This is a genomic window from Ruminococcus sp. (assembly GCF_017650195.1).
Lineage (GTDB): Bacteria > Bacillota > Clostridia > Oscillospirales > Ruminococcaceae > Ruminococcus.
In genome coordinates this window covers 1-18,379 of sequence record NZ_JAGCFH010000041.1, presented here as the reverse complement: position 1 = coordinate 18,379, position 18,379 = coordinate 1, and the positions used below count along the sequence as shown (strand labels likewise).

The following is an 18,379-nucleotide window of genomic DNA, read 5'->3' as shown; positions in this document are numbered from 1 at the left end:
TTTCCATAAAGACCACCCTGTATCTCGTCCTCAGGCTTTGGTCTCTTGTAATCTTTCTCAAAGCTTGTTGAGAGGTTCACACTTCTACGCTCCATATTTACCTCTCTCTCTCGGTTCTTATTGCCACCGTTTCCGCGTCTGTTATCGCGTCTTCCGCCGTTTCCGCGACGATTGTCACGTCTGCCACCGCTTCTCGGATTATTTGAAGAAATGATTATCTTTCTGTATGGCTCTTCGCCAACTGAGCGTGAAGAAACTCCTTCGATATTTGATATAGCAGAGTGGATAACTCTTCTCTCATAAGGATTCATTGGCTCAAGAGGCTGTGAACGACCTGTTCTGAGAACGGACTTTGCAACCTTTGCAGCAAGCTGCTCTAGAGTATCCTTTCTCTTACTCCTGTAGCCGAGACAATCGATTGTGATCCTATAGTAGTCCTTATCACCTTTGTTAGCAATAATAGAGCAAAGGTACTGTATAGCATCGAGGGTCTCGCCACGTCTGCCTATGATAGTACCATTGTTATCGCTCTCGATATTGATAACAGCTCCTGTTTCATTCTGATATACCTTGAAATCTACGTCAACGTCCATAGCTCTGAGTATACTTGTGATATAATCCTTTGCAAGCTTTACCTTTGGATTGATAAGAGACTCGTCCTCGATAAGGGTAAAATTATCGAGAGAGAAAGCTTCCTCTTCCATTTCTTCTGGAGCAACTTCCATCTCGGCAGTCTTCTTCTCAGCTTCTTTCTCATCGACCTTTGTTTCTGTTGTTACAATAGGCTTTTCAGTAACGGTAACAGTTAATGGCTCAGCAGCCTGTGGTTCAGCAGGGGTCGTTGTTACAGCTGTTGCTGTCTTGGGAGCTTCTGCTGCAACCTTTTGAGCCGCAGCCTGTACAGGAGTAACGTCGGCTAATGTTGCCTTTACTTTTGCTTCTTTTGATCCGAGTCCGAAAAGACCCTTCTTGCCTTCGTCAAGGATCTCAAACTTGATCTCACTGATCTTTTTTCCGAACTTCTTTGCTGCGAGTTCCTTAGCTTCTTCAACGGATCTTGCTGTGAAAATTTCAGTCATACTTTATACCTCCCTGAGGACTCAGTCCTCTTCATCATTATCATCTTCATAAGAATCGCCATACTTTTCAGCCATACGCTTTCTTGCTTCCTTGAGCTTTTCGCGGTTCTGCTTATTTTGTTCAGAACGTGAAAGACCACTGTTCTTTCCTGAAGAAGAAGCAGAGTTGTTTTTCTGATCGTTGAGAGCAGACTGCTGCTCCATCATCTTCTGCATAAATGACTTCTTATTCGGATGTTTTTCTGCATAGATTTTTGCCTTTTCTTTTTCCTTTTCGTTTATCACCTTTACACGCTCGGGAGTTAAGTAGCAGTTAAGCGCAAAGGTTATAATGAATGAAAATACTGACTGGCATATCCAGTAAAAGCCTATACCTGCGGGTACCTGAAATGCGAATATTATTGAGATCAACGGCATACCGAACATCATTACGTTGAGGCAACCGCCGCCAGGAACATCTACTGGATTCTGCTTTTTCTGATACATCTGAGTGTAAACGGATATAAGAAGCTGTGAAAGACCTGCAAGAAATGGAATAGCGAAGAGTATAACAGCTTCTTTTGTCCACGCTTCAGGGTGTAGCGAAGGAGTTTTTCCGAGATTTGCACCAAAAAGTGTGAATTTCTCATTAAACTCCGAAACCTTTGTAAAAAAGTTCTCACTGAGCGAAGTATACTTGTCACCGTTATTACTCAGGTGCTCCATAGTAAGGAGCTCACATCTCATATTTTTTACTCCGTTCTTTGCAAGCTCAGATATATCTTGGCTAGCTATTGAAACAGCGTCCTGTATAACATACTTTGATATGTTAAGTATATGAGTTATAGGCTTGTATATAACCTCGATAACTCCGAAGAGGATAAACATCTGTATAAACATAGGAAGACATGAGGAAAAAGTATTTATGCCTTCCTCCTGAAACAACTTCTGCTGTTCCTCCTGGAATCTCTCCTGGTTATTTGCAAAGCTTTTTTTAAGCTTCTGTATCTTAGGATTGAGAAGATTTCTTCTTGCTGCATCTTTCTGTGTCTTATAGCTGACAGGAAATAGCAGTATCTTCGTAAACAAAGTAAAGATTATTATCGCAACTGCATAATTATTGCACAGCGAATAGATAATTCTCATAAGGTAGCCAAGCGGCACACCTATTAACGTAGAAATATAATTCAATATTCATCCCTCTTAAATCATTCGTTCTTTTCTTCACCGTAATCGGGGTCGGTGAAGTCATACTTTTTTACTCTAAAAGTAAATTTTTCAGGAACATGATCTATACCGCCCATTGACCATGGGTTGCAGCGGAGTATTCTCCACACGGCAAGAGCAGAACCTCTTACAGCACCGAAGCGCTTTACAGCATTGAGAGCATATGTGCTACAGGTCGGGTAATATTTGCATTTAGGCGGAAAAAGAGGAGAAATGAATTTCTGATAAACTCTTATCAACCCCAGAACAATATATTTCATACATGTTTATTCCTGACGTCAAAGCTTCTGAACATTTTATTTATGTCCTTTACTCCATACTTATCCATGTAGCCGCAGTACTCGTCTGACTTTATGCCACATATAGCTGCTCTTGCCACTATGACTATATCCATTCCTACAGGCATATCTACCTCCGAATTACGGTAAGCGAGACGGATCAGTCTTTTTGCTCTGTTGCGGCATACAGCATTGCCTATTTTTTTTCCTGCGGTTATGCCGAGGCGATTGAAAGGCTTGCCATTCGGTCTGACATATATAACCGAATATTTTGAAGCGGCATACTTACCTTTTTTATAGAGGGTAAGGAAGTCCTTATTATCGTTCAATATTTCCGTATAAAGCATATTTGCACCTGCATACAGTGTCCTAACAAAAAAGACCACAAAATTAAGATTTTGTGGTCAGCCTCGTCAGTGAGTTAATCTTGCTCTGCCCTTAGATCTTCTACGAGCTAAAACCTTCCTGCCATTCTTGGTAGCCATTCTCTTCATGAAGCCGTGCTCCTTCTTTCTGTGGAGCTTCTTAGGCTGATATGTTCTTTTCATATTCAGTGTCCTCCTCTCTTCGGATCATATAAAGAGCCGTTCAAATCAACAGCTCTGAGTAGCTTGATTTGCGTGCAGAGACACTTCTCCCTGCATTACACTAAATCATTATATATTAAAAATGTCGCTATGTCAAGCTATTCGAGAAATTTTTTTACCGCCTTCTGTATTTTCAGTTTTTTTACCAATATCTCTTAAACTTTAAGACTTGAAATTTCAACATATTGTCTGATTTTTTATTTTACGCAAAAAAATATCATTTCTGTGCTATATGAATCTTTCAATATGATTTCACAATAATGATTCAACTTTTCCAAAGGCTTAAAATTGTGTTCTAAAAGAATATTTTTTTATTATTCAACATAGTTTTCAACAATATGTCAATTTACGTGTTAAAAAACCATTCATTTTTTAAATACTTGACAGTGAAATTAGCTTGCATTTCATAGCCGTTTATGATATAATGTTCTTATATATTAAATAGGAGAGTATGGATTTTTTCTCCAATAAAACTTACATTCATTCGGAGGTTTCTATGAATTCATTCGACGAGGTTTTCGAGACAGTGAAGGGCTACTGCCTTGAAAACGGAAAAATACCTGAAATAGGTATAAAAACATGGATCGATCCGCTCGTTCCGGTTACTTTCAACGGTTCTGAGGCTATTTTCAGCGTTCAGACAGATTTTCAGAAGAATATCGTCATGACTACATATAACGACATACTCAAAGACGCTTTCTTCAACGTCCTCGGGCTCAATGTAAATATCGTCATCAATGTTGAATCTGACGAGCCAGAAAAAATAAAGGTACCCACCGACGCAGAACTCGAGCAGAAGCACGCTGAATTCGAGCAGTCATACAAGTTTGCAAATTATGACTATACCTTCGATACATTCATCGAGGGACGTTCAAACGAATTTGCCCTTGCGTGCAGCAAATCCGTAGCAAAGAATTGCGGTTCAAAGGCTGTTCCAGACTATAATCCTCTTTTTATTTACGGTCCTTCCGGAATGGGTAAAACCCATTTAATAACAGCTATCGCAAACGAGGTAAGAAAGAATCATCCCGATTTCAATATCGTTTACGTTACCAGCGAGACCTTTGGAAGCGATCTGGTAAGTGCTCTTAACAAGAGCTCAATATCTGATTTCCACGATAAGTACAGAAACGCTGATATACTCCTCATAGACGATATCCAGTTCTTCTCTGGAAGAGAACGTATGCAGGAAGAATTCTTTCACACCTTCTACAAGCTGCATCAGGAAGGCAAACAGATAGTTATTACATCTGATAAGCCGCCTAAGGAGCTGCTCACCCTTGAAGAGCGTCTCCGTACACGTTTTGAAGGTGGTCTTATAGCTGATATCTCAGCTCCTGACTATGAGACGAGACTTGCAATCATAAACAGAAAATCTGAACTTTTAGAGCTAAAAATGCCAAGCGAGGTAGCTGAATTCATGGCTAATCGCCTTAAATCAAATATACGTCAGCTTGAAGGTGCTGTTGTACGCCTAAAGGCTCTCAATCACTTTGCTGGCAGCCCTATAACAATATCTATGGCTCAGAGTGTTATCCGTGACGTGCTAACAGACGAGCAGCCTATCCCGATAACAGTGGAAAAGATAATCTCAGAGGTATCAACAGTATATGGAGTATCTCCCGACGATCTCAGATCCAGCAAACGTTCAGCACAGATATCAACAGCCCGTAAGGTAGCTATATATGTTGTTCGTGAAATAACTCAAATGCCTCTTGCTTCAATAGGTACGGAGTTCGGAGGAAGAGATCATTCAACTATAGTTTACTCCGTAACAAGTGTTACAGAGTCTATGGAAAAAGATAATAACCTCAAAAATCTCGTTAATGATATCATCAAGAATATCAAAGACAAGAGCAAAGTCTGAACTGTTTAAAATGTTGAAAACTGCTCATTTAACACAGTTTTCAACACAATGTTTAAAACTGTGTTTGGTAAGGCCAATCTGATATTTCATATTCATTAGTCATACCATTTCACACATTCTGAAAAACTGTGATATTATTTCAACACAGATAATTTTCAACACTTAACAGAGTTGTGAAATAAAATATAAAAAATATTACAATTTATTTGTTTCCACTTTTTTTTCAACTATTTTTCCATTTCAACTCAACATAAATAAACCGTTTAAACAAAAAAAAAGACAGGCTTTTATATATTCCAAAATTTCAAAAATTTCACAACAGTGCTGTGTGGACGAGCTTTGCGGCTTATATCTTCAAATAAAGACCATTCCAACTTTTCCACCGACACAATAACAACAACAATATAATTATTCTTATCTTAGCTTATCATGAGCTAAGCTTCATGGAGGCATATACAATGAAATTCATTTGCAATAAAACAGAGATCAGTGAGGCAATAGGAAATGTCTCCAGAGCGGTATCACAGAAATCCACAATACCTGCTCTTGAAGGAATAAAGGTGCGCATATCAGATGGAAGCGTTGAGCTTACAGCATATAATCTTGAAATGGGTATACGTACTTCCATAAAGGCTAATACTGACGGTGAAGGAGAATTTGTCGTAAGCACAAGACTTTTCAATGAATTCACAAGACGTATGTCAGATGACGAGATAGCATTTACTATAGACGATAATCTTGTTATCAGTATTTCGAGCAGCACAACAGAATGTAGTTTTCCTGCAATGTCTGCAAGCGAGTATCCAGAACTTCCGAAGGTGGATTCCGCAAGGAGCTTCTATGTAAAGCAGAGCGTGCTCAAATCAATGATTAATATGACGAGTTATGCTGCTTCACTAAATGAAAGCAAGCCTGTCCTTACAGGCGAGCTTTTCGATATTGAGGACGGCAGCTTCAATATGGTAGCAATTGACGGTTTCAGACTTGCAATCAGGAACGAGATGACGGACTGCAATGAAAAGTATCACTTTGTAGTGCCAAAAAAAGCTCTTCTTGAAGTATCAACTCTTATCAAAGATGACGATGATAAGTTCTGCACAGTTTGTACGAATGACCGTCACATTATTTTTGAAATTGGAAATGTATTTGTTATATCAAGACTCCTTGAGGGAGTTTTCCATAACTATAAGCTGAGCATACCAAGTGGATGCAAGACAGAGGTAATAATCAGCAAGAGAGATTTTGCAACCTGTCTTGAGCGTTGCTCGTTGCTCATCGACGATAAGAACAAATCACCTATACGTTGTGAGGTAGGAAATGGCGTTATTAAAATAAGCTGCAAAACAGGTATAGGAAAGATAAACGATGTTATCTCTGCCGATATTTCAGGTGAAACTGTTACTATTGGCTTTAACAATAAACTGATTCTCGAAGCTCTCAGAGCCGCAGAAGGAGACAAGATTCGTGTACGCTTCAACGGAGCAATGAAAGTAATAGAGATACTTCCTTTAGAGGGAGAAAGCTTTATATTCCTTGTAATGCCTATACAGCTTAAAAACTGACGGATAGTTCAGATAAAGAAAAAGTGATACCGAAAGGCTGGTCATTATGGCTGATAAGATAAAGATCACTACAGAATTTATAAAATTGGACGCCCTACTGAAATTTGCTTCCCTTGTAGGCTCAGGTGGAGAGGCAAAGCAACTCATACAGAACGGAGATGTCCTAGTGAACGGTGAAGTATGTACCATGAGAGGAAAGAAGATAAGGTCTGGAGACAAGGTGGAGCTCGGCGGACATGAGGTAATCGTAGAGTGATAATTACCTGCGCGGACATAGACGGCTTCAAGAACTTGAAAGACATATCTTTTGTACCTGATCCGAAATATAATATTATCGTTGGAGCAAATGCACAGGGAAAAACTAACCTTCTTGAAGCAATGTGGATACTTTCCGGCTGTAAGAGTTTCCGTGGTTCTAAGGAAAAGGATTATATCTGCCTTGAGGGAGACCGTATGGTCTCAAAAATAAAGCTTCTTGACAGTATAAGGGAACAGAAAATATCCTTTGAAATGACGAAAAGTGCGTCAATTCCAAAGAATATTAGCCTTAATGATGTTAAACAGAAAGGCACCAGAGCTCTTTTTGATGTTTTTAAGTGTATAGCTTTCATACCGGACGATGTGGATATAATAAAAGGCTCTCCGGAAAAAAGGCGGAATTTTATAGATATGGCAGCCTCTCAGTTGAATCCTGTATTTGTAATGCACCTGAATAAGAATAATGCTATAATGAATCAGAGAAACGCTCTCCTCAAAGGTATAATGCAGGGAAGCACCGATAGAAGCATACTTGAGATATGGGACAGGCAGGCTTCAAAGGAAGGCGCAGTGATATCATATATGCGCCATGAGTATATACAAAAGTTCAACGAGATATGTGGCAGACTTTACCGCACTATTTCGGGAGGAACAGAGGAACTTGAGTTAGAATACAGGTCAAATGTCTTCAAGCCGAACGATTTTGAAAATTCCTGCGGCGAGGAGGCTTATGAGCAGTACTACAGAAAGCTTTCGGAAGCCGCAGATTACGATATCAGGACTGGAAGCACTCATGCAGGTGTTAACCGTGATGAGATACTCATAAAGATAAATGCTGTCAGTGCCAAAGATTACGGCTCTCAGGGACAGATAAAAAGTGCAGCTCTTGTTATGAAGCTGGCACAAGCAGAGATATATATGCAAAGGTCAAAGGATGCTCCTGTAATATTTCTTGACGATGTTATGGGAGAGCTTGATGAAAACCGTCAGAGATTCGTATTTGATATAATAAAGGATATGCAGGTATTTATAACAACTCCGAATGAAAATGCACTTCTTCCAGAAATAAAGGGAAAGGTCCTGCATATAAGCGATGGAAGGGCTGTTAAGGAGGAAGATGATGTATCTGCACATAGGGAATAATTATTCAGTTGATACAAGAGATGTGGTTGGAGTTTTCGACATTGAGAACACAACTGTTGAAAAGTGTACAAAGAAGCTCTTTGAAAGAGCTGAAAAGGAACATCACTGCATATATACAACATATGAAATGCCGAAAAGCTTTATAATAATCATGAAAAATGGCAGGGAGAAAGTATATATCTCTCAGCTTTCAGCAGCAACTCTGCGGAAACGCCTCAAAGATGGCGGCGGTTTCTGATAATGGAAAGAAATTCCTTGAAATTTTTTTCCTATATCGACAATAATCCCACAGACTGGGTAAATGACATATACAACCAAAATTATTGGAGGTAAATCATGAGTCAGCAGAACAACAACTACGATGAAAACGACATACAAGTCCTTGAAGGACTGGAAGCAGTCCGCAAAAGGCCTGGTATGTACATCGGTTCGACAGGTCCCGGAGGACTTCACCACCTCGTTTACGAGATAGTGGACAACTCCATAGATGAGGCTCTTGCAGGTTACTGTACCGAGATAACTGTTGAGATACTCGAAGGCGACGTTATCCGTGTTTCCGACAATGGACGAGGCATACCCGTAGGTATCCATCCTAAGGAGGGAATCTCAGCGGCTACTGTCGTTTATACCATACTTCACGCAGGTGGTAAATTCGGTGGCGGCGGATATAAGGTATCGGGCGGTCTTCACGGAGTAGGAGCATCAGTTGTAAATGCTCTGTCTGAGTGGCTAGAGCTAACTGTAAAGGACGGCGAGCACGTTTACTTCCAGAAATTCAAGCGCGGTCACTACGACGAAGAACTAAAGGTTATCGGTGATACCAAAGAGACAGGAACCTCCGTTATGTTCAAGGCTGACGGAGAGATATTTGAAACTACAGAATACAGCTATGAGGTACTTTTAAGAAGGCTTCGTGAGCAGGCTTTTCTCAATGCAGGAATAAAGATAATATTTTCGGATAAGCGTAACAAAGACGAGATTAATGGTGAGACACTTCACTACGAGGGCGGTATTCGTCAGTTTGTTGAGCATATACACAAGACAAGAGAGCTTGAATCCATAAGTGGCGATGTTATTTATATTTCAGGAACTCAAGGTGATTCCTTCGCTGAGATTGCTCTCCAGTACAATGACGGCTTTAACGAGATAATACTCTCGTTTGCAAATAATATTCATACAAAGGATGGCGGCTCTCACGAGACCGGCTTCAAGAACGCCCTAACTAAGGTCATAAATGACTATGGAATGAAAATGGGCAAGATAAAGGATGCTAAGGATAAGCTCAAAGGTGAGGACGTCCGCGAGGGACTTACAGCTATAATCTCCGTAAAGCTGACGGAGTGCGAGTTTGAAGGTCAGACGAAGGGACGTCTCGGTAATCCTGAAGTACGCCCTTTTATCGAGAAAATGGTTCAGGAAAAACTCATGAACTTCCTGGAAGAAAATCCTGAAACCGCAAACCTTATCTTCGAAAAGAGCCTTTCAGCTCTCAAAGCCCGTGAAGCTGCGAAGCGTGCAAGAGAGGCAGAACGTAAAAAGAACGCTTTCGGAAATGCTTCAATGCCGGAAAAGCTTGCGGATTGTTCTGAACGCGACAACCGTTACACAGAAATATACATCGTCGAGGGAGATTCTGCGGGCGGCTCTGCAAAGCAGGGACGAGACAGACGCTACCAGGCTATACTTGCTCTCTGGGGCAAGATGCTAAACGTTGAAAAGGCACGTATAGACAAGATATACGGCAATGACAAATTGGAGCCTGTTGTTACTGCTCTCGGAACCGGTATCGGAGAAGATTTCGACATAGAAAAACTCCGCTACGGCAAGGTAATCATCATGGCTGATGCCGATGTTGATGGTATGCACATTAGGACGCTTCTCCTGACATTCTTCTTCCGTTATATGAGACCTCTTATAACCAACGGAAACGTATATATAGCTCAGCCTCCTCTGTTCAGAGTTGAGCGCAAGAAGAAGATATACTATGCCTTCTCCGACGAGGAAAGGGATAAATATATAGCAGAGCTTTCCGAGGACGGAAAGTACAAGGACGTTGAAGTACAGCGTTACAAAGGTCTTGGTGAAATGGACCCTGAACAGTTGTGGGAGACCACTATGGATCCTGAGCACCGCACTATCGTAAAGATAGGTATGGAAGACGCCCTTAAGGCTGACGAAACATTCAGCATACTCATGGGCGATAAGGTAGAGCCTAGACGTCTTTTCATTGAGAAAAACGCTAAATTCGCACAGGATCTCGATATATAAACAATGGTTGAAAACATGGAAGAAAACTACAAGCTCGAAAAGGAATACAAGGTGCCTGCAAAGCTTTTCAGCGAGGCTTACCTTGAATATCAGAAAAAATTTGTATATCCAAAAAGCCGTATATTTATGATATTATTCGCGGCAATAGCGGTCATTATTTTCATTTTTGGAGCTGCTGTTTTGAATAACGCTGCAGATAATAAGAAATACTTCACATATCTTGCTTTTATGATAGCCTGTGCTCTTGCAATGCGAGAATGGTACAATCCTCGCAAAAGAAGGCGTAATTATACGGAATCTGTAAGGGCTCTCGGAGAGCCTGTCTACAAAATAGGCATAGCGGATAAATTCGTGGATATATCCACTGTCTCTGACGATTTGAGTGATCTTTCAGGGGATGAAGAGGAGGACATTCTGGGTGAAGACCCCCTTCCTGAAAAGACGAGACTTGATATAAACAGTAGCTTTCATCTTATTGAATATGACCGATTTTTCCTGCTCATGCCAGGCAAGGAAATGCTGTATATACTCCCAAAGGAGGGCTTTTCAGAGGAGGATCTGAAAACAGTCAGAGATATAAAAAAGTGACGATCACGGATTAAAATAAATTCTCTCAGGAGGAAAAAATGCTTTACACAGACAATTCAAAGGTAATAAATACCGAACTTGTCGATGAAATGGAAAATTCCATGCTGAATTATGCCATGTCGGTAATAGTTTCCAGAGCGCTTCCAGATGTAAGAGATGGTCTTAAGCCGGTACACAGAAGAATATTATATACTCTTCATGAAAACGGTCTTACTCCGGAGAAGCCATACCGTAAATGCGCCGATACAGTCGGTGCTGTGCTGGGACGTTATCATCCGCACGGTGACGCTTCGGTATATGACGCACTAGTAAGACTTGCACAGGATTTCTCTATGAGATATCCTCTTGTTGACGGTCACGGAAACTTTGGATCAATTGATGGAGATGGACCTGCGGCTTACCGTTATACAGAAGCTAAAATGTCAAAGCTCACTCTTGATATGCTTACTGATATCAACAAGGAGACCGTTGATTTCGTATCAAACTATGATGACCGTCTCAAAGAGCCTGCCGTGCTTCCTTCAAGATTCCCGAACCTGCTTGTAAACGGTTCTGTGGGTATCGCTGTAGGTATGGCAACTAATATACCTCCCCATAATCTCGGAGAGGTAATAGACGCATTGCAGCTTCTCATAGATGACCCAGACTGCACTCTCGAACAGCTCATGGAACACATTCAGGGACCTGATTTTCCAACAGGTGGTATAATCATGGGCAGAGCCGGTATACGTGCAGCTTATGCGACCGGAAAGGGTAAGATAACCCTCCGTAGCCGTACACACTTTGAAGAGATAAAGGGCAGAAATTGCATCATCATTGATGAAATACCTTATATGCTCCGCAAGGAGAGACTTCTCAAGAGCATAAACCAGCTTGCAAGAGACAAGCGCATAGAGGGACTTTACGATCTCCGTGACGAGTCTGACAAGGACGGCATGAGAGTAGTTATCGAGCTGAAAAAGGATGCTGTTCCAAACATAGTCCTCAACAAGCTCTTTGCCCTGACACAGCTTCAGGACACTGTAGGTATCATAATGCTGGCTCTTGTAAACAACGAACCAAAGATACTCACACTTAAGCAGATGCTCCAGCATTACCTTGACTTCCAAGTTGATGTAATACAGAGAAGAACAAGATTCGATCTTCGCAAGGCTCTTGAAAGGGCTCATATTTTACAGGGTTTCGTGCTTGCGGCAGACCATATCGACGAGGTAATAAACATTATACGTTCCAGCGCTACTGTGCAAGAAGCAAAGGAGCGCATGATAGAGCGATTCAAGGACGTTGATATGTCAGCTCTCCTTGACCGTGCTCAGTATGATCTGACAGGACTCCATATCGAGGCTCAGACAGGACTTTCACAGGAACAGGCTGAGGCTATAGTTCAGATGCGTCTCGGACAGCTGACAGGTTTGGAAAGACAGAAGATAACAGACGAACTCTATGGACTTCTCACAAAGATATCCGATTATGAGGATATACTTGCAGATGTAAACAGAGTTTACGCTATAATACTTGAGGATCTCAACACTATCCGCAAAAAGTTCAGTGACAAGCGCCGCACCGATATCGAAAACGTTAGCGGCGAGGTGGATATAGAGGATCTTATCCCCGAGGAGGACTGCGTTGTAACTCTTACGAATAACGGATACATCAAACGTATGCCGCTTACAGAGTACAAGACACAGCACCGCGGCGGACGTGGTATCACAGGTATGAAACAGCGTGAAGAGGACTTCGTGGAGGAAATGTTTATATGCGGCTCTCACGACAATATTCTGTTCATATCAAATAAGGGTATCATGTACAAACTGAAATGCTATGAAGTTCCAGATGGCTCAAAGGCTTCAAGAGGCTTCAATCTCATAAATCTTCTGCCTCTCACCGAAAATGAGAAGATAGCAGCAATGATAAAGACCACTGATTTCGGCGATGACAAGTTCATCACTATGGTCACAAAGAACGGTAAAATAAAGAGGACTAACCTCTCATTGTACAAGAACGTCCGTAAGAACGGTCTTATCGCTATAGGTCTTGACGAGGGCGACGAGATAGAAGGCGTCCGCATGACGGACGGCAACGCTCAGCTCTTTGTTGCAACGAGGAACGGTATGGCTATTCGTCTTGAAGAAAATAAGATAAGAGCACTTTCACGTTCGGCTCACGGCGTAAGAGCTATAAAGCTTCGTGAAGGAGACTATGTTGTAAGTATGGCAAGAGTACGTGAGGGAGCTTCACTCCTGACCGTTACCGAAAACGGCTACGGCAAGAAGACAGACCTTGACAGCTACCGCATACAAAATCGTGGTGGCTACGGTCTCACAAATTACAAGGTGGACGATGTTCGCGGACACGTCTGCGGTATAAAGATAGTCGATGAAGAGGACGATATTATCCTCGTATCCAGCGATGGTATAATCATAAGGATACTTGCAAGCGATATTCGCATAATGGGACGTATCGCAAAGGGCGTTCGTGTCATGAGAGTGAACGAGGGTGCAAATGTAGTTGCCTTCACCCGTGCAGAGCACGATGACAATGCCGAGACTGAAAAGGTAGAGCAGCTTACCGACGAGCAGATAAAGGCTGCCGAGGAGGAGGCTGCCCTTGAGGAGCAGAATGAGGTAGTTATAGAAGAAGAACCTGACGACGAGGATAATGAGGAATAATTTATATTTTAGCTTTGTAAGGTAAAAGACAATGTTATATATTGCTGTAATTATTTTAATACTCTTAGTACTTTACTTTATCTATGAAAATTTATTCATGCTGACAGTAAGGCGTGAAAAGCTTGGAAGCGGCATAAGGATAGCCCATGTTTCCGACCTGCATAAAAGAAGGTTCGGCATGAACAATGAAAGGATTGTAGAAAGAGTAAAGGCAGAAAAGCCCGATATCATAATAATCAGCGGAGACCTTGTTTCAAGGAGCGAGACTGATTTTTCGCCAGCTGAGGCTTTGCTCAAGGGGTTGCATGAATTAGCTCCCGTGTATATGATATATGGAAACCATGAGCAGAGCATCTACAGAGAAAACCTTCGGGCATTCAAGAAAATGCTTTCAAGGAATCAGGAGATACTGCTGAAAAACGGCTGTGCGGAACTGACCGTAAATGACAGGACCCTGAAAATATATGGGCTTCTTGAAGATTATGGCGTATACAAGAAGAACGGAGGCTACAGAAAGCTGGAGGTTCTGAAAGAGAGCGACATTGAGAAGCTCCTTGGAAAATGTCCAGATGGAGAAGTTCTTCTTCTGGCGCATAACCCATTCTTTGGAGAGGAATATGCGAAATGGGGCGCTAAATATACTTTAAGCGGTCATGTTCACGGGGGATCCGTAAGATTTTTCGGAAAGGCACTGCTTTCTCCCGAGAGAAGATTTTTCCCGAAATATGCCAAAGGAGTATACGACTTCGGCGACAAAAAGCTGCTGGTATCGGCAGGTCTTGGAAAGCTGAGACTTTTCAACCCTCCAGAAATTGTGATATACGAGATATGAACTAAGCCGAGAATACGGCAAATAGTATAAGAAGCAGTCCTCCCGCCCATGAGAGATCATGGCGCAGGGAGGATATTTTTCTGCCTGTGAAGGAACCGAGCATAAGCGCCGCGGCTCCGCATATAAATGTAAATACGGATGCTACTGGAGCAGATATGTCGGTGCAGCCGCAGCCGAGTCCGGACGCTGCCGCATCAAGAGAGCCGGCAATGGCAAGTATGGCGGCTTCGCCTGCGGATAGTATCTTTGAGCTGTCCAAATCTGCGGCAGTATCGTCTAGATAAAGCTTTACGAATATTGAAGTTCTGCCCATTTTCATAGAAAAGCCGCCACTGTCGGATATGCGCCTGATGAAGTTCCTGACTATGCTTTTTGTGATATTCACACCACCAAGGGTAATAAGTACGGCAGTACCTATCCTGTGGCATGTGCCAGACGTAATAAAGACTGATATTAAGTCAGAAAGACTGAGTGAAACAAACATAACGACTGTTGAGAAAATGTCAATAATAAAAGCGGAGCTCAGGGGTATCCTGATACCGCTGTTACAACAGGCTGCTGATGCAAGATATATGTCTATGCTTATAATGAAAGCAATAAAGAATTCTCTGAGCAAAATAAACACCTCCGCATTATAATATTCATTACAGTGATTTCTTGACATAAATCATATTTTTGCCATTAACCGTTAGACAATTGTAGGGGCGTATAATATCTGTCCGATAAAATAAACGCGTAATAGCGGGAAGCGTAACTCTGCTATTACAGTTTTACTAAGCACTAATATCTAATAACTGAAATCAAAATTTAGCTTTGCTAAATTTTGATTTTTTATTGACATTCGAGATAAATCCTATTATAATAAAAATATATTGTTAAAGCGCGAGGAGGAGTATTATTGATAGCAGGTGTTTCTACAGCTTGCCTGTACCCTAAGCCTATTGAGGAAGCCCTCTACGATCTTGCGCTCAACGGTGTTTCCTGCGTGGAGCTCTTTATAAATACTCATTCCGAGCTGAAAAAAAGCTTCGCTCACGGCATGGCGAATCTGATGAAAAGATACGATGTGAAGTGCCCCTCGGTACATCCATTCACATGCGAGATAGAACCGCAGATGTTCTTTTCGGAGTACGAGCGCAGGATAAACGATATGCTTGAATACTACAAGCTGTACTTTCGCTTTATGAATATCGTGGGAGCTGATATATTCATTTTCCACGGTGGCAAGCCATCCTCACTCTGCAACGCTGAACTATACTGCGAGCGCTATTCACAGCTTTACAGACTGGGAAAGGAATTTGGAGTGACTGTGGCAGTTGAGAACGTTTCACGCTGCAAGAGCGGCTCTTCCGCGTTCATAAAGGAAATAAAGAATATGCTCGGCAGCGAGTTCGCATTTGTACTCGATACAAAGCAGGCGCTACGCTCCAACGAGAGCCCGTTAAGCTTTCTCGATGCTGTGGGCAATAAGATAGCCCACGTACATATAAGCGATTCGGGAGAAATGGGAGACTGCCTTCTCATTGGCAGGGGTAGATTCAACTTTAAGCAGTTTTTTGAAAAGCTCGGAGGCTATAACCCGGAATGCAGTGTCGTTCTTGAGCTTTACAGAAGCGGCTTCAACGGCATAAGTGACCTTATATCAAGTTATAATAAACTTACACGCATGACTGAGCCTTATGGCAGGGAGCACAGATAATGAAATGTCCATACTGCGGATTTGAAGATTTAAAGGTAATAGATTCTCGTCCTGTTGACGATAAGACAAAACGACGCCGCGAATGTGTGAGATGCGGAGAAAGATTCACTACTTACGAGGCGGTTGAAACGCCTATCCTCATGGTGGAAAAAAGAGACGGTAGCGTTCAACTCTTCGACAAGACAAAACTTATAAACGGCATAGTCTCGGCAATAAAAAAGAGACCTGTTTCGGCTGAAAAGGTCACTGAAATAGCAAATTATGTGGAGAATTACTACGCAAACGCCCTCAGGACCATTGCAAAGTCCACAGAAATAGGAGAGCTGGTGCTTGACAGGCTGAGAGATATAGACCCTATATCGTATATCAGATTCGCCTCTGTATACAAGGACTTTACGGATATAGACAGCTTCGTTGCTGCTATAAGTGAATTTGACAGAAAAGATAATAATGTGGAAGACACTTCTGCAATTAATAAAACGGAGGAATGAAAAATGGAAAATTTTCTTGAGGCTTTTAATGATATCAATGCACAGAATTCTTTTAATCCCAATGAGCCGGAAAAAAATAAGCTCTTTGTAAAGTTTGCTTACATTATGCCCTGTCTCTTCTTTTTGCCATTCATAAACGACAAGGATTCGGCTTATTGCAAATTTCATTCAAATCAAGCTCTCACATGGTTCATTATATTCTGTGTGTGCGCAGTCGTTGGCAAGATATTAGGAGCTATCCCCGTCCTCGGTGTGATACTGAAGATAGTTATATGGCTTGCTCTAATAGCAATATGGGTAAGCTATATCTACGGTGCAGTAAAAGACAAGGCTTACAGGTTCCCGTTCGTGGGAGATAAGCTCAACGTGTTCTGATTCAGCTCACAGGCATTAATATACTTGTGCCGTCCTCGCTGTATATAGCGGAGGCAGCGGCAGTATCATCACATACCAGCAGCTCTGCAAGCATTCTTTTGTTTTCAGGGCTGTAGTTTTTGATCTCGTATACAAAGAGCTGTGCGTCTCTGCCTGCAAAGCTCCGTAGAGGGAGTCCTTGTCTGTCTTGCATGACAGCGTATCTCTCGTAAGCTTCGGAGAATACCGTAGGGATAGTCACGGCTCTTTCTGATATCTCTTCTGCCTCCCAGCCGTGAGAGGCAAAATATCCGATGCGTGCGGAGACGTCCCCGGCTTTCACAGTAGGGGGAGAAGCGTCCCTTCTACCGCAGGATGCAAGAGACAATAAGGCAGCGAATAATGTTGCTGCCAGGATATTTTTCATACTTTACATCTCCTTGAGTAATAATACTATATCTTATTCCGGTCATGATACGGAATATTCCGGAGGAAAAACAATGGCACAGATCAGACTTGATAAATTCATCTCTGAAAGAACAGAATATTCACGCAGTCAGATAAAGGAGCTCGCCTCACGAGGAAGTATAACCGTTGATGGTATCACCATAAAGCGCCCGGACGTGAAGATAAACCCAGACTCGGTTTCCGTGAATGTAGGTGGTCAGGAAGTAAGAGCTCAGAGGTACAGCTATATACTCCTCAATAAGCCTCAGGGGTATGTATGCTCAACTGACGATAAGGATGGAGAGACTGTTCTGAAGCTGATACCGCCGGAAATGCGAAAAAAAGGACTGTTTCCTGCCGGAAGGCTTGACAAAGACAGTATCGGCGCACTGTTGCTTACAGACGATGGAGAACTTGCGCACAGAATGCTTTCCCCCAAGCATCATATCCCAAAGACCTATATTGTGCAACTTGGCAGAAAATTTGAAAATAATTATATTAACAAATTTGCAGAAGGTTTATTATTGGCTGACGGTGATGCTTGTTTGCCCGCGAGGGTCAGACAATCGGAAAACAGCGATAAACTCGCATTTGTTGAACTTTATGAAGGGAAATATCATCAAGTTAAAAGAATGTTCGCAGCCGTGGGAAATCATGTTGAGCTTCTTATGCGAATTTCGGTTGGATCGCTAGTTTTGCCCGAAAAACTGGGAATTGGAGAGAGTATGGAGATATTGCCGAATGATATGTTTAAACAGTGTGATTTCGACCTCTTTTTTGCCAAATATTCGGCTTTTTATTCGGCATTTCTAATAAACAACTTTATGTAATTTTGGCGGTTTAGCAACTTGCAAAATTATGAAGAATGTGTTATGATATTATCATAGCTGATACTGGAAAAAAATATATCGGCATTAAATTATTTACTGGAGGAATGGATTAAACATGGCAGGCTTAGTACTTAAAAACATCTATAAGAAGTATCCTTGCGGAGTAGTAGCCGTATCGGATGTTAACTTAGAGATAATAGATAAGGAGTTCATCGTTCTCG

Annotated in this window: 20 protein-coding genes; 13 read left to right on the top strand and 7 right to left on the bottom strand. The window is 41.8% G+C overall.

Annotation, left to right across the window (positions count from 1 at the left end):
- The 5 genes from jag to rpmH all read right to left on the bottom strand — a co-directional run.
- Positions 1–1,079, bottom strand: a 1,079-nt coding sequence (jag, locus tag J6U00_RS01870) for an RNA-binding cell elongation regulator Jag/EloR (RefSeq protein WP_296578075.1), incomplete at its 3' end; no start/stop codon positions are given.
- Between the two features lie 21 nt (positions 1,080–1,100).
- Positions 1,101–2,249, bottom strand: a complete 1,149-nt coding sequence (locus J6U00_RS01865) for a YidC/Oxa1 family membrane protein insertase (protein ID WP_296578071.1) — start codon at positions 2,247–2,249, stop codon at positions 1,101–1,103.
- Positions 2,250–2,266: 17 nt separating this feature from the next.
- Positions 2,267–2,545 carry a membrane protein insertion efficiency factor YidD gene (yidD, locus tag J6U00_RS01860; protein ID WP_296578068.1) on the bottom strand — a complete coding sequence of 93 codons (279 nt, stop codon included), beginning with the start codon at positions 2,543–2,545 and terminating at the stop codon, positions 2,267–2,269.
- The gene (gene rnpA / locus J6U00_RS01855) at positions 2,542–2,910 is read right to left on the bottom strand and encodes a ribonuclease P protein component (RefSeq protein ID WP_296578065.1); all 369 of its coding nucleotides are present in this window, start codon (positions 2,908–2,910) and stop codon (positions 2,542–2,544) included. Before rnpA ends, yidD begins: the two co-directional genes overlap by 4 nt.
- Before the next feature lie 66 nt (positions 2,911–2,976).
- Entirely contained in the window at positions 2,977–3,111 is a 135-nt protein-coding gene (rpmH, locus tag J6U00_RS01850) for a 50S ribosomal protein L34 (protein ID WP_009986162.1), read from the bottom strand.
- A gap of 535 nt (positions 3,112–3,646) precedes the next feature.
- On the opposite strand from rpmH, the gene dnaA reads away from it, so the two are divergent.
- From dnaA to J6U00_RS01805, 9 genes are all read left to right on the top strand, one after another.
- Positions 3,647–5,017 carry a chromosomal replication initiator protein DnaA gene (gene dnaA / locus J6U00_RS01845; RefSeq protein WP_295079270.1) on the top strand — a complete coding sequence of 457 codons (1,371 nt, stop codon included), beginning with the start codon at positions 3,647–3,649 and terminating at the stop codon, positions 5,015–5,017.
- A gap of 458 nt (positions 5,018–5,475) precedes the next feature.
- Positions 5,476–6,579, top strand: coding sequence for a DNA polymerase III subunit beta (gene dnaN / locus J6U00_RS01840; RefSeq protein ID WP_296578062.1), 1,104 nt, complete (start codon positions 5,476–5,478; stop codon positions 6,577–6,579).
- Positions 6,580–6,625: 46 nt separating this feature from the next.
- Positions 6,626–6,835, top strand: a complete 210-nt coding sequence (locus J6U00_RS01835; protein ID WP_296578061.1) for an RNA-binding S4 domain-containing protein — start codon at positions 6,626–6,628, stop codon at positions 6,833–6,835.
- Complete coding sequence (gene recF / locus J6U00_RS01830) at positions 6,832–7,980, top strand: DNA replication and repair protein RecF (RefSeq protein ID WP_296578059.1); 1,149 nt, start codon at positions 6,832–6,834, stop codon at positions 7,978–7,980. Before J6U00_RS01835 ends, recF begins: the two co-directional genes overlap by 4 nt.
- Complete coding sequence (remB, locus tag J6U00_RS01825) at positions 7,958–8,218, top strand: extracellular matrix regulator RemB (RefSeq protein WP_296578057.1); 261 nt, start codon at positions 7,958–7,960, stop codon at positions 8,216–8,218. Before recF ends, remB begins: the two co-directional genes overlap by 23 nt.
- A gap of 98 nt (positions 8,219–8,316) precedes the next feature.
- Positions 8,317–10,248, top strand: a complete 1,932-nt coding sequence (gene gyrB / locus J6U00_RS01820; protein WP_296578055.1) for a DNA topoisomerase (ATP-hydrolyzing) subunit B — start codon at positions 8,317–8,319, stop codon at positions 10,246–10,248.
- Positions 10,249–10,251: 3 nt separating this feature from the next.
- Complete coding sequence (locus tag J6U00_RS01815) at positions 10,252–10,836, top strand: YcxB family protein (RefSeq protein ID WP_296578052.1); 585 nt, start codon at positions 10,252–10,254, stop codon at positions 10,834–10,836.
- Positions 10,837–10,874: 38 nt separating this feature from the next.
- Positions 10,875–13,505, top strand: coding sequence for a DNA gyrase subunit A (gene gyrA / locus J6U00_RS01810; RefSeq protein ID WP_296578050.1), 2,631 nt, complete (start codon positions 10,875–10,877; stop codon positions 13,503–13,505).
- A gap of 97 nt (positions 13,506–13,602) precedes the next feature.
- Positions 13,603–14,337 (top strand): metallophosphoesterase, encoded by a 735-nt coding sequence (locus J6U00_RS01805; protein ID WP_296578048.1) that lies wholly within the window; start codon positions 13,603–13,605, stop codon positions 14,335–14,337.
- A 1-nt stretch (position 14,338) separates the two neighbouring features.
- On the opposite strand, the gene J6U00_RS01800 is transcribed toward J6U00_RS01805, so the two are convergent.
- Positions 14,339–14,953, bottom strand: a complete 615-nt coding sequence (locus J6U00_RS01800) for a manganese efflux pump (RefSeq protein ID WP_296578046.1) — start codon at positions 14,951–14,953, stop codon at positions 14,339–14,341.
- Between the two features lie 282 nt (positions 14,954–15,235).
- On the opposite strand from J6U00_RS01800, the gene J6U00_RS01795 reads away from it, so the two are divergent.
- The 3 genes from J6U00_RS01795 to J6U00_RS01785 are packed head-to-tail and all read left to right on the top strand — an operon-like array spanning position 15,236 to position 16,902.
- Positions 15,236–16,036 carry a sugar phosphate isomerase/epimerase gene (locus J6U00_RS01795; RefSeq protein WP_296578044.1) on the top strand — a complete coding sequence of 267 codons (801 nt, stop codon included), beginning with the start codon at positions 15,236–15,238 and terminating at the stop codon, positions 16,034–16,036.
- Positions 16,036–16,527: a transcriptional regulator NrdR gene (nrdR, locus tag J6U00_RS01790; protein WP_296578041.1), complete on the top strand. Its 492-nt coding sequence runs from the start codon at positions 16,036–16,038 to the stop codon at positions 16,525–16,527. The genes J6U00_RS01795 and nrdR overlap by 1 nt, the downstream gene beginning before the upstream one ends.
- A 3-nt stretch (positions 16,528–16,530) precedes the next feature.
- Positions 16,531–16,902 carry a DUF4870 domain-containing protein gene (locus J6U00_RS01785; RefSeq protein WP_296578039.1) on the top strand — a complete coding sequence of 124 codons (372 nt, stop codon included), beginning with the start codon at positions 16,531–16,533 and terminating at the stop codon, positions 16,900–16,902.
- Between the two features lies 1 nt (position 16,903).
- Here J6U00_RS01785 and J6U00_RS01780 read toward each other — a convergent pair whose 3' ends face one another.
- Positions 16,904–17,308 (bottom strand): DUF4830 domain-containing protein, encoded by a 405-nt coding sequence (locus J6U00_RS01780; RefSeq protein ID WP_296578035.1) that lies wholly within the window; start codon positions 17,306–17,308, stop codon positions 16,904–16,906.
- A gap of 73 nt (positions 17,309–17,381) precedes the next feature.
- Here J6U00_RS01780 and J6U00_RS01775 point away from each other — a divergent pair, with 73 nt between their 5' ends.
- Positions 17,382–18,158, top strand: coding sequence for a pseudouridine synthase (locus J6U00_RS01775; protein ID WP_296578032.1), 777 nt, complete (start codon positions 17,382–17,384; stop codon positions 18,156–18,158).
- Positions 18,159–18,379: the final 221 nt, after the last annotated feature.

What these genes read in the sequence shown, in the direction of transcription:
- yidD (WP_296578068.1), bottom strand. Translation starts at nt 2,545, where the DNA reads ATGAAATATATTGTTCTGGGGTTGATAAGAGTTTATCAGAAATTCATT.
- rnpA (WP_296578065.1), bottom strand. Translation starts at nt 2,910, where the DNA reads ATGCTTTATACGGAAATATTGAACGATAATAAGGACTTCCTTACCCTC.
- rpmH (WP_009986162.1), bottom strand. Translation starts at nt 3,111, where the DNA reads ATGAAAAGAACATATCAGCCTAAGAAGCTCCACAGAAAGAAGGAGCAC.
- dnaA (WP_295079270.1), top strand. Translation starts at nt 3,647, where the DNA reads ATGAATTCATTCGACGAGGTTTTCGAGACAGTGAAGGGCTACTGCCTT.
- dnaN (WP_296578062.1), top strand. Translation starts at nt 5,476, where the DNA reads ATGAAATTCATTTGCAATAAAACAGAGATCAGTGAGGCAATAGGAAAT.
- J6U00_RS01835 (WP_296578061.1), top strand. Translation starts at nt 6,626, where the DNA reads ATGGCTGATAAGATAAAGATCACTACAGAATTTATAAAATTGGACGCC.
- remB (WP_296578057.1), top strand. Translation starts at nt 7,958, where the DNA reads ATGTATCTGCACATAGGGAATAATTATTCAGTTGATACAAGAGATGTG.
- gyrB (WP_296578055.1), top strand. Translation starts at nt 8,317, where the DNA reads ATGAGTCAGCAGAACAACAACTACGATGAAAACGACATACAAGTCCTT.
- J6U00_RS01815 (WP_296578052.1), top strand. Translation starts at nt 10,252, where the DNA reads ATGGTTGAAAACATGGAAGAAAACTACAAGCTCGAAAAGGAATACAAG.
- gyrA (WP_296578050.1), top strand. Translation starts at nt 10,875, where the DNA reads ATGCTTTACACAGACAATTCAAAGGTAATAAATACCGAACTTGTCGAT.
- J6U00_RS01805 (WP_296578048.1), top strand. Translation starts at nt 13,603, where the DNA reads ATGCTGACAGTAAGGCGTGAAAAGCTTGGAAGCGGCATAAGGATAGCC.
- nrdR (WP_296578041.1), top strand. Translation starts at nt 16,036, where the DNA reads ATGAAATGTCCATACTGCGGATTTGAAGATTTAAAGGTAATAGATTCT.
- J6U00_RS01785 (WP_296578039.1), top strand. Translation starts at nt 16,531, where the DNA reads ATGGAAAATTTTCTTGAGGCTTTTAATGATATCAATGCACAGAATTCT.
- J6U00_RS01780 (WP_296578035.1), bottom strand. Translation starts at nt 17,308, where the DNA reads ATGAAAAATATCCTGGCAGCAACATTATTCGCTGCCTTATTGTCTCTT.
- J6U00_RS01775 (WP_296578032.1), top strand. Translation starts at nt 17,382, where the DNA reads ATGGCACAGATCAGACTTGATAAATTCATCTCTGAAAGAACAGAATAT.